This is a genomic window from Actinomyces bouchesdurhonensis, from assembly GCF_963540955.1.
Lineage (GTDB): Bacteria > Actinomycetota > Actinomycetes > Actinomycetales > Actinomycetaceae > Pauljensenia > Pauljensenia bouchesdurhonensis.
Window position 1 is genome coordinate 16,488 of the sequence record NZ_CAUTSL010000024.1, and the last position, 13,670, is coordinate 30,157.

Here is a 13,670-nt window from a genome sequence, read left to right on the forward strand (position 1 = left end):
GAGAGGGCATGGCCGAAGGCGCATCCCTGGGCACAGCCTGGATCGACGTCGTACCGTCGTTCAGGGGCCTCAAGAAACAGATCGCGTCTGAGTTCGGATCGGGCGACGTCACGTCAGCACTCACGGGCGCGACAGAGTCCTGGGGCTCGAAGATCGGGCAGTCGCTCTCGACGCACATCGGCGGTGCACTCTCCTCAATCGGTAAACTCGGCCTCGGTGGCGTCGCCGCAGCGGTCGGCGGAGTCACGGCCGCACTCACGGCGCAGATCCCCGTTGCAATCGCCGCGTCCGACGCCACCGACAAGTTCAAGAAGACGCTAGAATTCGCGGGCGTCGACCCATCGCGAATAAAGCAGCTGACCGACGCCGCCCAGTCATACGCGGACCAGACGGTCTACGACCTGTCAGACATCCAGTCGGTGACGGCGCAGCTCGCCGCGAACGGGGTCAAGGACTTCGACAAGATGGCCGAGGCGGCCGGCAACGTCAACGCCATCGCGGGCGGCACCAAGGAGACTTTCAAGCAGGTCGCGCTTGCCCTCGTGCAGATCAACGGCGCCGGCAAGCTCACAACACAAGACTGGAACCAGATCGCAGCAGCCATTCCAGGCGCGTCGGGCAAGCTCCAGGAAGCCCTCAAGAACAACGCGGCGTTCACGGGCAACTTCCGCGATGCTATGAGCGAAGGCCAGATCACGGCCGAGGAATTCAATCAGGCGCTCATGGACCTCGGTTTCACGGACGTCGCGGAACAGGCAGCGAAGTCCGCATCGACGTTCGAGGGCGCGTGGGGCAACCTAGAAGCCGCCGTCGAGAAGGGCCTCGTCGCCTCCCTCGACAAGGTCAAGGAACCGCTGACTGACATCATTAACGCGGTCGGCGAGCAGGTAGGCCCGGCCTTCGACAGTGCCGGCAAGTACGTCGACATCTTCGCAGGCAAGCTCCGCCCCTTCGCCGACGCCATGAAGGACGGCGAACTCACCCTCGAGGACATCGCAAAAGCCCTCGGACAGGCAACTGGAGGCTTCGCCGCGCTCGCGGGCGCTGGCATGTTACTCGCGGATCCATCGCTGATTATCGGTGCGTTTGATGCGCTTCCATCGCCGTCTGCTCTCGTGGAGAAGTTCTCGGGTCTTGGTGGTGCGGTGAAGGAGGGAGCGGGCAAGGTATTCGCGCCGGCCGTCGAATCAGTCGGGAAGCACGCGGCGAGCCTCGGCAGTGCGCTGAAGTCTGGTGCGGGCGAGGCGGCGTCGAATGCGTCTGCGGCGATCGGCGAGAAGATCGCCGGCGTTGGCCGCGTGATCCGCGAGGCCGGAGACAAACACATCGGGCCTGCTTTCGGCTCGCTCGGGGAGAAGCTCTCGGGTGTCGGCGGTGTCGTCAAGGAAGGCGCAGGCAAGGCCCTCGGTCCAGCTGTAGAGGCGATGCGTGGAGTCGGCCCGAAGATGGGGCAGGCGCTGGCGGGAGCGGCGAGCCCGATTGGCTCAGCGGTCGAGGGCCTGATCGGGCAGGTCGGAATGTTCTTGAATCCGGCGCGCTTCGGTAAGGTGTTGGCCTTCGGCGGGCTTATTGCGGCGGCGGTAGCTGGAATCGGTGCGCTGGTGCAGGCGTCGGGGGGCGAGCTGACGACGCAGATTCAGACGATGCTCTCGGATGTGGTGAGCAAGGTCTCGGAGTATGGGGCGCAGCTGGTGTCGAATGCGCCGCAGCTGATTGCCTCGGGCGCCGAGGCAATCAAGACGCTGATGACGGGTCTTTCAACCGCGCTGCCGGTCCTGCTCGACATGGCAGGCCAGATCGTCGAGTCATTCGTAGGCGCTTTCGCGTCGTGGCTTCCTCAGCTGATCCCCGCTGCCGCGCAAATGATCGTGGCACTCGTGCAGGGCCTGGTCGGAATGCTGCCGCAGCTCATCAGCGCGGGCGTTACCTTGATCAACGGGCTGACGGCCGGTCTGACGGCGGCGATCCCGGCGCTTCTCGAAGCGCTGCCTGGCATCATCACGTCCCTGCTCGACGCAATCTCACAGGGTATCCCGCAGCTGATTCAGGCTGGCGCGGGCCTGCTAACGGGCCTGATCAACGGGCTGGTGCAGGCGATCCCGACGCTGGCGGCAGCGCTCCCGCAGATCGTCACGACGATCGTCACGACGCTCGTGCAGGCGCTGCCGCAGCTGATCGAGGCGGGGGTCCAGGTACTGCAAGCGCTGATCAGTGGTCTGCAGACGGCGCTCCCAGCCCTGATCGAGATGCTGCCGCAGATCCTCACAACTGTCGTCACGACGATCGTTGAGAATCTGCCGCTGATCATCGAGGCCGGCATTCAGCTGCTGACGACGCTGATCAATGGCATCCTCGAAGCGCTCCCGCAGCTGATCGATATGCTGCCGCAGATCATCAACACGATCGTCACGACGTTGATAACGAATCTGCCGCTGATCATCAGTGCCGGCGTGCAGCTCCTGATCGGCGTCATCAACGGCCTTGTGCAGGCGATCCCGCAGCTGATCGCGATGCTGCCGCAGATCATCACGACGATCGTCACGGTCCTCGTCCAGAATCTTCCGCTGATTCTGACAGCCGGCGCGCAGATTCTGACGGGGCTCATCGACGGCATCACGCAGACGCTGCCGCAACTGAAGAACATCTTCTGGGATATCCCGCAGCAGATCCAGAAGGCCCTCGCGGCGGTGCCGGGGCAGATGGCCCAATCAGGCAAGAAAATCATTCAGGGGCTCATCGACGGCGTGAAGTCGATGGTCGGATCGCTGACCGGCGCCGTGTCGGACGTGCTCGGAAAAGTACGCCAGTACCTGCCGTTCTCGCCCGCGAAGAAGGGGCCGTTCTCTGGTCACGGATGGACGCTCTACTCGGGTCGCTCGATTGTCGAGGCCCTGGCTGAGGGCGCGGCGCAGCGCGCGCCGCTGTTCGAGGCCGCGATCAGAGACGCAGTCGCGGACGGGCAGGAACAGCTAAACGGCCTTGAGGCCGGGGCACTGTCGGTCACTGCAGGTCTTGGTGGCGCGGCTGGCCTGGCGCGCATCCAGGCGACCGGGCCTCAGTACCTGGTCGTGCGTGACTCGGACGATCAGCTGATCGGGCGGATGCGCGTCGAGGCCGGGGGCGTCGTGTCTGACGGGCTCGCGCCCGCCTCGCGTTCTGCGCTGCGTGAGCGCATCGGATTCTAAGGAGCAAGGGAGAAACGCGTGGCGATTCAGTGGTCAGCGTCGTCAGGCTACATGTCGGTCGGAGTCGAGATGTGGTACACCGGCGATCCTCACCAGGGGTACGTCGAGGTGTACGCGCAGTTCTGGCTGCGCTCTGATGGGTACGGGCATAATTTCTCGGCGAAAACCGACTGGTGGGGCAACGTCGGGGTCGGCTCGGAGACGGTGTCTTTCTCGTCGCCGACTGGCGCCACCGTGTACAAGGACATGGGCACGTCCCACTGGCGTGAGGATCTGCTGCCAAATCAGGAACGCTCGATTGGTGTCGGCTATTCGCTCGGGCCGATCTGGAATGGTGGCCACCCGTCAATGCAGGCGTGGCTCACGCTGCCTGCGCGCCCGGCGAAGCCGCCGTCAGCACCGTCGTACTGCAAGGCGTCGCTGTTTGAAGACGGGCGCTCGGTCCTGCTGGAGTGGCCGGCCGCGAAGCCAGCCGACGCCTCATCGCCGATCCGCTCATACGTGATCGAACGCTGGGATGCGTATTCGGACAATTACTCGGGGCCCTGGCTCCCACGCCAGTGGCACGTAGTGGCCTGGGTGAACGCCGAGGGCGTAACGGCGCCAGTTTTCAGGCTGGCCGATGGCAAGGCCGTGTACGCGAACGACCGATTCTGGTACCGCGTGTCTGCGTCGCCGATCATCCCGACGCGCATCCGGGACGTCTCGGACTTCGTTCCCGGCCCGCCGTCGCCTCAGTCGAACGGCGTGTCGACGGATCCGGCTCCGGTCTCGGAGCTGACAGCCTCGAAGAATGAACGCGGCCAGATCCGCGTCACCTGGAAAACAACGTTCGCGTATCCACAGGACGCAACTGTCGAAATCTGGGATGGCGATAAGAAGGTCGGAGAAGTGCGCGCCGACGCGGACGGCTGGGTGCACGAGACTGCCGACCTGCAGGTTCCGCACACGTACCGCGCGATTCTCAGGACCGACGATTTGGAATCCGAGCGCTCGGACCCGTCGAACACGATCCAGGTGCTGCAGAAGCCAGGCATACCGGCCGTGTCCGGGCCTGGCACATATGCTCCGGTCGGAGCCGTAACGTTCACGTGGGCACACAACTCGCTCGATGAGACCTGGCAGGAAGCCGCCGACATCCGGTACGCAACCGTGTACACGGAGACCGCGAACGGGCACCGTGCCGGCGACTCCGGACCCTGGCAGAGCGTCTCCGTCACGGGGTCTGCTCAGACAAAGACGATCGATCTGCCGGCCGGCGTCATCGACTACCAGATCAGGACGAAAGGCCAGTACCGCGAGTACTCGGACTGGTCCCCGACAAGGAGGACAACGGTCACGTATGCGCCAGTCGTCGCGCTCGCGCCAGACTCGCTCACGCTCGACCGCTCCGCGTTCGACGGGGCACTCACGGTGTCGCACGTGAAGGGGTCGTCGACGACGATCTCGACCGTGCTCTGCGAGCTGCTCTCATCGAACATGCAGGCCATCGAGCAGATCAAGGGCACCGCGACCGCGCTGGGCGCCGAGCCGACGTTCTCGCGTGCACCGCTGCGATTCAAGGCGCGCCTCGAGAATCGCGCAGAATACGTCGTCCGCGTGACGCTCACTGACGGGTATGGCCTCGCGACCACCGTGCAACGGCGGTACAAGGTCGAGTATCCGACACCGCCAGAGCCGATTGTGACAGCCTCCTGGGAAGAGGAGGAGGGAGACATGCTCATCTCGATTGCCTCACCAGAGGTCCCAGCCGGCAGCAAGCAGCCGCCGACCGTCGAGACGCGCCTCGAGCGATCAATCGACGGCGGCTCAACCTGGACCATTGTCGCCGACAAACTCCCGCCCTCGACCATGTACAAGGACAGGGAGTGCCTCACCAACGGCACGACCAAGTACAGGGTGACCGCGACGTCGGCAATGCCCTCATCGTCCGTGACGATCATCGACGCGCTCGCGGATTCGCAGGCGGTGTGGATTTCGGCCGGCCTGGGCTTCTCGCGGTCGGTGCGTCTGGCGTGGAACCCGGTGACGGGGTCGCAGCTCGGTCTCGTGAACCGTGAGGTCAAGTACTTCGCGGGCCGGACGCTGGGTGTCGAACTGTCGGGGACACAGCGTCAGCGGGTCGTGCAGGTCTCTGCGGCGCTGCTGGACTCGTCGGCGCGCGAGCGCCAGGCGCTTGAGGATCTGGCGTACATGCCCGCGCCCTTCATGTACCGTGACCCGCTCGGCCGCGTCTTGTACGGGTCACTGTCAGACGTCCAGGTCGGCCGCGAGGTCGGCGGTATCTGGACGGTCTCGGCGAAGCTGACGGAGGTGAATCGTGGGTGAGGCATCGCCTGCTCGGCAGGCGGATTATCGGGTGATGCTCACGACGCCGGACGGCCAGGACATTGGCCTGCTCGATGGTGTCGAGTCTGGGTCGGTGACACTGTCGGCGACGTCGCGTCTGCGAGCGTCGGGGCAGCTGAGCCTCACGGAGACCTCGCAGAACGTCGACTGGTTCAACGTGCATTCGCGCGTCGATTACGTGCCGGTCGGCATGCCGGGCTGGCCGGTGGCGACTTTCGTGATGTCGTCGCCGACACGCTCAGTCAGTGAGCATCGTGTGACCCGTGACGTCGAGCTCCTGTCGACGCTCGCGTACCTGGATCGCATATCTACGGATCGTATCGAGCAAGTCGAGAACGACCACTTGACGACTGGCAAGTGGAGCTTGATTAAGCGATACGCAGCAAAGGCGAAGAATCTGCGGATGGGCTTTACACAGTTCGGAAACTGGGCGCTTGACGAGGATCCGAAGATAATCAACGAGGCTATCGCGTATGACGTCGGCACTAATGTCCTGACAATGCTCAACGATTGTGCACGTGTCGTCGGCTGGGGTGCGCTCACACCGGACCCCTACGGCGTCATCACGGGAGGGCCGTACATCCGGCCGTCGCGACGGCCGGTGTCATTCGTTTTTCGTGAGGGGGACGCGGCGATTCACTCTGCTGAGTGGACGATCGACCGCGATGTATTCTCCGTGCCGAACGTTGTCGTCTGCGTGGGGACACCAGGGTCAGACGACACGCAGCGTGGGCAGGATGTGTACGGCGCGGGACCGACGCCGGCCGTCGTTGGGGTAGCAAGGAACTCCAGCCCGAGCGATCCGCTCTCAACCGTCAACCGGGGAGAGATCACGCACGTGGAGACTGGGGTCAAAGCCACCTCGCAGGATGCAATTGACAAGATTGCGCAGAGACTCCTCGAGGAGAAGTCAATGCCGGCCGCGTCGCTCGTCATTGAGCACCTGCCGATCAACATCCGGCCGGGCGACGTCGTCGAGTTCGTCTCGCAGGGGCTGCGCATGCGCGGCACGGTGCAGGAGATGAAGATCCCGCTCTCTCCGACTGCGCTCGTCACAACCACAATTAAGGAGGTACAGGGTGTCTGAGCTCGAATATCTCACTGGTGTCATCGCCGACATGCGGCGGCAGCTCGACGCACAGCCAACGTACCAGTGGGCGACGTGTGTGCGGAATTCGAAGCAGGGGTACATCAATGTGCGCTTCGACGCAGACCTCTGGCGCCGCGGATCAGACGACAATGATGGGATCATGGCTGTGTCAGATCGCCTACTCACCCGGAAGGCATATCCGGGGGACCGAGTCCTCGTCCAGATTCATCAGGGCACGATGCAGGCACTCGCCTCGACGAGGACGTATCGGGACCGTTACCTGGACCTGGCGAAAATGGATGATGCCGGCCGTGTCGTTATCGTGCCAGGTGGCGGCGGGGGGACAGGCCCGCAGGGCCCGAAGGGCGACCAGGGCCCGAAGGGCGACCAGGGCGAGCGCGGCCCGGCCGGCCCGCCCGGCCCGAAGGGTGACCCGGGCGAGACAGGCCCGCGAGGCCCGAAGGGTGACCCGGGCGAGGCGATCACGGTTGTGACGCCGGCCGGTGTAATCGCGGCCTTCGCCGGGGCATCCGCGCCGACCGGCTGGCTCCTCTGTGACGGGAAGGAGTACGACCGTCGCACCTACCCGGACCTGGCGCGGGTGTTCGGCAACGCCTTTCGCTTCCGCGTGCCCGACCTTCGCGGCCGATTCGTGCTCGGTGCATCGTCGGCGCATCCTGCTGGCGAGCAGGGCGGCGAAGAGAAACACACGATGACGACGGCTGAGATGCCGAGGCACCAGCACCAGATCGGCGGCGAGTCTACCCAGTGGGGCGGCGGTGCCGGCATCTACCAGACCAATTTCGCGGGCGGTGGCGGGTGGCCCGGCATCTCCTCATTTGGCGCGGGATACCTCGACAGGGCTGTCGCCAAAGTTGAAGGGCAGTCGCAGCCGTTCAACATCATGCCGCCCTACGTCGCGATGAATTTCATCATCAAGACCTGACAGGCCGCTCTCCGGCCTGCCACTTCATGCCCCGACCACCACACCAGGTGGCCGGGGCTTCCTACACCCATGAAAGGACTGATCATGGCACCCGATCTTCAGACGATGCCCGAAACCAAGACCCAGGAGGACGAGCTGCTCGGCCTCCTGACCGAACGCAACATCACTCAGCGTGAAGGAGGTCAGGCATGACCACCTCCCCCAATGATCCCCGCGTCGTCGCAGCCGTCGACACCGCCTTGCGCGCCATGCTCGAAGAGGTCGGCCACGTCGGCGGCGACAAGTACTGGAACGCAGTCGGCAAGCCCGACTTCCGAGGCTACGCCTGGTGCGGAGCTTTCCAGGTCTGGGGCTTCCTGCAGGCCGGCGTCAACCTCATGAACGCCGCCTGGTGGTACTACGTCCCGTACATCAAGAACTTCGCCCAGCAGATCGGAGCCTGGTCAGACGAACCAGGCTACGGCCGGCAGGCAATCTACGAATGGCACGGAGACGGCATCGCAGACCACGTCGGCGCATCCTGGCCCGACCCCGCCGCGACACTGTACCGCGCCGTCGAGGGCAACACCAGCATGGGCGGCTCCCAGGACAACGGCAACGGCGTCCTCGTCAAGTACCGCTACGACGAGGACATCCTCGGCTGGGTCGACATGCACCGCGTGCTCGCCTGGATGATCGACAACGGCCGCTGGGACGGCGGCACAGCCGCAGGTCCCGCGCAGTCCGGCACCACCGACATCACCGCCCTGCAGCGCGCAGTCGGCGCCGACCCCGACAACGTGCTCGGCCCCGACACGCGACAGCGAATCCTCACCGTCGCTGCCGCATCCACCTGGGGCGGCAACGAATTCCCCTTCGGCGTCGAATACACGCAGCGAGTCGTGGGCGCAGAGCCGGACGGCATCTGGGGCGAAAACTCCGAAGCCGCACACGACACCACAGTCGGCCGCATCCAGGCCGCAGTCGGCGCGTACCAGGATGAAATCTACGGTGCAGCAACCAACGCCGCCGTGAGCATCGCGCTCGCGGGCGCAGAGACCGCGTGAGAGGAGACGACAGTGCATAAGGGTGACATTCTGCTGGGATTGCAGTCCGATCCGTTCGTGACGTCGGTCCTCATTGGCGTCGTGTGGCCGCTGATCCAGGCGGCACTCGACCGCCCGTACTGGACGCGCCAGCGTCGCGTATGGCTGATGGTGGCCGTCGCCGTCGTCGTGACGGCCGTCGTATGGGTCTCGGGGTCTTACCCCGCGACCTGGAAGCTCATCGTCTCGCAGGCGACGGTGTTCCTTGGCGTTGCCTGGACCGTGTATCAGATCCTCTCGGGGATCAAGATCGGCGGCGTGAGCATCATCGATTGGGCTGGGGCCCTCACTCCGGGAGGCGAGACCATCGACGACGTGCGCGCAAATGCGGGCGCGGCAGTGACGACCGGAGACTCAGGCGGTGACATCACCTCGTGAGCGGAATCTTCGCAGACCCGAAGGTCATCGAGGCAACCAACGCGCTGATCGCGGCCCTCCTCGCGGGCGCAGGCGGCCTCATCGCCGTGTGGTGTGCGCGCCTCAAAGAGAGCGTCGAGTCGCATATGCAGCGCGTCGCCAAGGCGGCAGAGGAAGCGAAGGAAGCCGCGCAGTCGGCGGATGCGCAGGTCAGTAATGACCATGCGACAAATTTCAGGGACGACCTCGACGAGGTCCGCGACGCGGTCAGGGCCGTCAGCGAGACGGTCGGCGCCCTAGCGGTGCTGCCCGATCGCCTCGAGGGCCTGTCCTCGATGGTCGACCGCGTCGCAGCGACCATCGACGGGCACGGCGAGAGCCTGTCTGATCTGAAAGCGCGCATCGACCGCATCGACGAGAGGGGAAGCCGCATGGCGGCCGAAATACACGACGAGAGAACGGCACGAGAATCAGCGCAGAGAATGATTGACTCACACGCACACGACACTCATCGCGCTATCTACGAGCGGATCGAGGCTCTCGAAGATCGCGCCGAAAAGTGAAGAAGGCCCCCACCACCCAGTGCTCGGGTGGTGGGGGCCTTCCCTTGTTGTCAGGACTTGGCGGGGGCTGTCACTCCGACTCCGGGATCGAAATCCCAGTGGTAGCTGCAGCAGTCGCAGTTCGCGAGCCAGTAGTTGAACTCGGAGTCGAGGCTGAGGAGGAAGCCTTGGTGAATCATCTTGATGATCCACTTGAAGTCGTCGAGCGTGACGATCTCTCGCGGTGTCGGGTAGAAGTGGATCGACATCGGATCGGCTTCGTCACCGTCGGCGCGGGCGATTTCGCGGCCGTCGTAGCTGATAGCGACGAAGAAGCCTGTGGTGGGCCGCGTGGGGCCGTTGAATGTCCACCCGGGGCATCCGGGGATATCGACGCTGTCGCAGGTAGTCCATGCCTTGTTGGCGGCTGCGTTGAACGCTTGGGTGGCGGCGTAGAGGTCCATGGTTTCTATCTCCTTCTTCGAGGTTCGGGGGGCTTGTCCCTCCCGATGACCTAACTATACATCGCGCGCGATGCGCTATGCAAGTTGGAATGACTGTGTTGTGTGCTACTTTTCGAGGTCGGTGCGGGCGCCTCGCCCGGGGCGATCGCGCTGCCATTCATCGATTGTCTGGGGAGACCAGCCGCGCAGGGGGCCGGAGGGGGTAGAGATGATGACGTCAGGCGCCGGCATGAGGCCGCGCAGGATGTATGAGCGGATCGTCGGGACGGCGAGTCCGAGGCGTTCTGCGACAGTCGCCGTTCCGAGGTACTCGGTAGTCACGATTCTTGTCCTCAGTCGTAGGGGGTGACGATCTGGGCGGGGATGCCCTGATCGGAGAGGAGCTGGTATGCGCGCCCGACGCAGGCACGGTACGAGGGTAGGGGGAGCCGTCGTGCCCATCGTGTGCTCTGACGATAGGTGAGAATGTCCTGGTACGCGATGAGCGCTGTCGGCAGCGCCCGCACGCCCTCGTTCTCGTCGTCCGCGCTCTCGGTGAGCTCGTCGACGCAGTCGAGGGCTGCGTCTTCGATTTCGCCGAGGAGCATGTGAATGCTAATCGGGTCCCTTGGCTCGCTCTTACCGATTTCCCAGGAACGGATCACGCCCTCGTTGACGTCCAGGAGGGCGCCGAGGTCAGCGCGGGAGAGGCCGAGGGCCTCTCTTCGGCATCTCAGCCCGGCGGGGGTGAGGGGAAGCATAGGCATTGAATTTCCTTTCGTGCGGGGCGGCCCAGGCCAATTGTCGGCTTGGGCCGCCCGCGCGGATCAGCTAGCCTTCTTGGCGGTGAGCCATTCGCCGATGATCTCGCAGAGATTCTCGTATCCGGGGCACTGCTTCTCAGTGTGGGTGAAGAGGCGCTCGCCGTCCTTGCTCGTGAGAACGATCCGGTACCCCTCGCCCTTGATGAACGTCATGGACGCCTTACCGACGAGGAAGCGACCCTGGCGAATCGCAGTGAATCGGTCAGCCCAGGCGGTGCAGGCGAAGCTGTTCTGAAGGCGCCCGCGCGCGTCGGTGAGGTGGATGTTCTCGGAGCCCCAGCTGGTGCGGAAGTTCGTGGCCATGATCTATCTCCTTCTTCGAGGTTCGGGGGGCGTGTCCCACCCGATGACTAAACAATACATCGCGCGCGATGCGCTATGCAAGTTGGAATGACTGTGATGCGCAAAACAAACGTAGCGTGATGCGCCGCCGCCAAGCGGCAGTGCATCACGCTACCTGTACCCACTTCGTACCCACCGTGGGGGCTAACTGTTGTAATTGCAATGATAAATGGGCTGTTGTGGAGATGGGGGGAATTGCAGAGCTGCGCTCCAGGCAATCCGCGTGCGTGTGCGGAAAAGCCAGGATTTGGCGACCTGGCCACAAAAAGCGCGAGAATCCATATGTCCCATATGTCCCGTGTAGCCCGCGCGATATGCTGTGCTTGTACCCGTTTTGTACCCAGGCGCGCGGAGGGCAGACACGATGGGCAGACAGTCATTCGGGACCATCGACAAGCGCGGAACGGCCTCGCGGCCACGTTACCGCGCCCGCTTCGACGATCCTACCTACACCGGCCCTGGCCGCGCGCCCCGCATCTCCGCGCCGCATACTTTCCCGACGAAGCGCGAGGCGGAGGTGTGGCTGGCCGCGCAGTGGTCGGCCATCGCGGCCGGCACATGGGAGCACCCCGCCGTCGTCGCCGCCCGTGACGCCGAGGCCGCCCGCCAGCAGTCACTCAGGGGCCTGACTGTGGCCGAGTGGGCCGCCGCATGGCTCGTCGACCTCGAGCGCGCCGCCGCAGCGGGCACGCTGCGCAAGCGCAGGTCCGATCTGCGCCGCCATGTTCTCCCCTACCTCGGGGATGCAGAGCTGACGGCGCTGACGCCGGCCTCGCTCGCGCAGTGGTGGGCCGACCTCGACGCGACGCCTGGCGCGCGAAAAAACGCCTACGAGACCATGCGGGCGCTCCTGAACGCGGCGGCAGCCGATGACCGCACCCTCCTGGCCGCCAGCCCGCTCCACATCAAAGGCGGCGCGCGAGAAGCTCGCGTCACCTCGAAATTCCTCTACACGCCCGGCCAGATCGCCGCGCTCGCTGACGCGATGCCCGCGCCATATCGCGCGCTGGTCGTCCTGCTGGCGGACGCAGGGCTGCGGATCAATGAGGCTCTCGCGCTCACGCGCGCCTCACTCCTCGAGCGTGAGGACGGCGGTATGAGCGTGCGGGTGGAGGCGTCGCTACATCGCGTCGGCAGGCATCTGGAGGCCGGCCCGACGAAGACGGCCGCGGGCGTGCGGACCGTGGCCCTCATGGCGTCGACCGCTACCACGATGCGCACTCATCTGCGTGACCATGTCACACCCGGCCCGCAGGCAATCCTGTTCCCAGCACTGCGCGGCTCGGGCTACGCGCGTGACACGGCGCTCACACGCTTGCTCACGGCCGCGCAGGCCGCCGCAGGCATCGAGATCCCAGACGGGCACTCCGGCGGCTGGCACGCACTCCGCCACTACTCAGCCACCAGGTATGGCCAGTCGGGTGCCACGACGCGCGCCCTGATGACACGGTACGGATGGTCCGACCCAGACATGGCCGCGCGCTATCAGCGCTCTGATGAGGCCTACGAGCTAGAAATGATCGCACGCATGGAGGCCCGCGCAGCCCGCCCACAATAGCGTCATGAACGGGCCAAGAGAGTGATTTGCGAGAAACCGCGCTTGCGGAAATATGTACAGAAAGATGAAACAAAGCTACCATGGCGCCATGGCAAAAAGGACTAGGAAAGGAGAACAGCATGACCGCAATGCCGATACCGGCGCGTCGTCGCAAGACGCTAGTCCTAACGGGAGCGAGGTCAGTGTTCGACCTGACGGGAGCCAGGAGCTATCGAGCGATGAGACAGCAGCTCCCGGAGGCGCAGCCCAGAACCCCGAGCCTGTTGCTGCGCGACTCGGCGAGCACTCTCACGAGTATGAAGATCAAAGAATCTCAGAGGCAGGAACAGCTCAGCAATTAACACAGCAGGTACTTGCGCTCATCCAGGAGAACCACCTGCATGCGCCAATCGTCTTGCCGGACCCAAAAGAGCTGGCCGAGCTGCGCCGCGATGCACCAGAGATCTACGCGCTCTACGTGAAAGCGGTTGACACCCAGATCAAGGATGAATCGTACACTAGGCGCGCCCCCTTCGAGATACCGGACAGGTTCACGAGACGAGGCCAGTATCTCGGCTTCGTATCGGTACTAGCGTCGCTCGGAGTCGTCGCATACGCGATCTACACGAACCACCCGCTAATCGCAGGCATCATAGGAGCACTCAACCTCGTCGCACTCGCAGCGGTGTTCGTAGCACCGGACCGCGCAAGCAAGGGCGAAGAGTAACGCGCCTGAACCCAGAGAGGCCCCGCAGTCTTTTGACTGCGGGGCCTCTCTAGTTGGAAGTGCACATGAAGGCCGACGTGAAGCAGCATTGATACTTTTGGCACCAAAAATGAGGGACCAAACGCAGCGCGACACAAAGCTCCCGCGAGGCCGAAGTAGGAGCTCGCGGGAGCTTTTTGTGATGAGTGCACGGAAAATGCTGCTTTTGTGGCGCTTTTGGCGTGCTCGGGAGCGGAAATGCGT

Annotated in this window: 13 protein-coding genes; 9 read left to right on the forward strand and 4 right to left on the reverse strand. The window is 64.4% G+C overall.

All coding sequences use genetic code 11. The features are described from left to right. The first annotated feature begins 8 nt into the window (after positions 1 to 8). The 7 genes from RYL44_RS05675 to RYL44_RS05705 all read left to right on the forward strand — a co-directional run bounded on the left by RYL44_RS05675 (position 9) and on the right by RYL44_RS05705 (position 9,575). Complete coding sequence (locus tag RYL44_RS05675; RefSeq protein ID WP_314975359.1) at positions 9 to 3,185, forward strand: tape measure protein; 3,177 nt, start codon at positions 9 to 11, stop codon at positions 3,183 to 3,185. A gap of 18 nt (positions 3,186 to 3,203) precedes the next feature. After that, positions 3,204 to 5,513 carry a hypothetical protein gene (locus tag RYL44_RS05680; RefSeq protein ID WP_314975360.1) on the forward strand — a complete coding sequence of 770 codons (2,310 nt, stop codon included), beginning with the start codon at positions 3,204 to 3,206 and terminating at the stop codon, positions 5,511 to 5,513. Between the two features lie 34 nt (positions 5,514 to 5,547). Next, entirely contained in the window at positions 5,548 to 6,621 is a 1,074-nt protein-coding gene (locus RYL44_RS05685; protein WP_314975361.1) for a hypothetical protein, read from the forward strand. Continuing rightward, on the forward strand, positions 6,614 to 7,570 hold the full coding sequence (locus tag RYL44_RS05690; RefSeq protein ID WP_314975362.1) for a phage tail protein: 957 nt from the start codon (positions 6,614 to 6,616) through the stop codon (positions 7,568 to 7,570). The genes RYL44_RS05685 and RYL44_RS05690 overlap by 8 nt, the downstream gene beginning before the upstream one ends. Before the next feature lie 188 nt (positions 7,571 to 7,758). Beyond that, a complete protein-coding gene (locus RYL44_RS05695) occupies positions 7,759 to 8,616 on the forward strand; it encodes a hypothetical protein (RefSeq protein ID WP_314975363.1) in 858 nt (285 codons plus the stop codon). A 12-nt stretch (positions 8,617 to 8,628) separates the two neighbouring features. After that, positions 8,629 to 9,033, forward strand: coding sequence for a hypothetical protein (locus tag RYL44_RS05700; protein ID WP_314975364.1), 405 nt, complete (start codon positions 8,629 to 8,631; stop codon positions 9,031 to 9,033). Beyond that, on the forward strand, positions 9,030 to 9,575 hold the full coding sequence (locus RYL44_RS05705) for a hypothetical protein (RefSeq protein ID WP_314975365.1): 546 nt from the start codon (positions 9,030 to 9,032) through the stop codon (positions 9,573 to 9,575). Before RYL44_RS05700 ends, RYL44_RS05705 begins: the two co-directional genes overlap by 4 nt. A 50-nt stretch (positions 9,576 to 9,625) precedes the next feature. On the opposite strand, the gene RYL44_RS05710 is transcribed toward RYL44_RS05705, so the two are convergent. From RYL44_RS05710 to RYL44_RS05725, 4 genes are all read right to left on the reverse strand, one after another. Next, the gene (locus tag RYL44_RS05710) at positions 9,626 to 10,018 is read right to left on the reverse strand and encodes a hypothetical protein (protein ID WP_314975366.1); all 393 of its coding nucleotides are present in this window, start codon (positions 10,016 to 10,018) and stop codon (positions 9,626 to 9,628) included. 105 nt (positions 10,019 to 10,123) lie between these two features. Continuing rightward, positions 10,124 to 10,339, reverse strand: a complete 216-nt coding sequence (locus tag RYL44_RS05715; protein WP_314975367.1) for a helix-turn-helix transcriptional regulator — start codon at positions 10,337 to 10,339, stop codon at positions 10,124 to 10,126. A gap of 11 nt (positions 10,340 to 10,350) precedes the next feature. After that, positions 10,351 to 10,764, reverse strand: coding sequence for a helix-turn-helix domain-containing protein (locus RYL44_RS05720; protein ID WP_314975368.1), 414 nt, complete (start codon positions 10,762 to 10,764; stop codon positions 10,351 to 10,353). 60 nt (positions 10,765 to 10,824) lie between these two features. Beyond that, positions 10,825 to 11,124 carry a hypothetical protein gene (locus tag RYL44_RS05725; protein WP_314975369.1) on the reverse strand — a complete coding sequence of 100 codons (300 nt, stop codon included), beginning with the start codon at positions 11,122 to 11,124 and terminating at the stop codon, positions 10,825 to 10,827. A 403-nt stretch (positions 11,125 to 11,527) separates the two neighbouring features. Between RYL44_RS05725 and RYL44_RS05730 the strand changes: the two genes are divergently transcribed. Together RYL44_RS05730 and RYL44_RS05735 are read left to right on the forward strand one after the other, a co-directional pair. Continuing rightward, complete coding sequence (locus tag RYL44_RS05730; RefSeq protein ID WP_314975370.1) at positions 11,528 to 12,721, forward strand: tyrosine-type recombinase/integrase; 1,194 nt, start codon at positions 11,528 to 11,530, stop codon at positions 12,719 to 12,721. An 88-nt stretch (positions 12,722 to 12,809) separates the two neighbouring features. After that, the gene (locus RYL44_RS05735; protein ID WP_314975371.1) at positions 12,810 to 13,427 is read left to right on the forward strand and encodes a hypothetical protein; all 618 of its coding nucleotides are present in this window, start codon (positions 12,810 to 12,812) and stop codon (positions 13,425 to 13,427) included. Positions 13,428 to 13,670 lie beyond the last annotated feature (243 nt).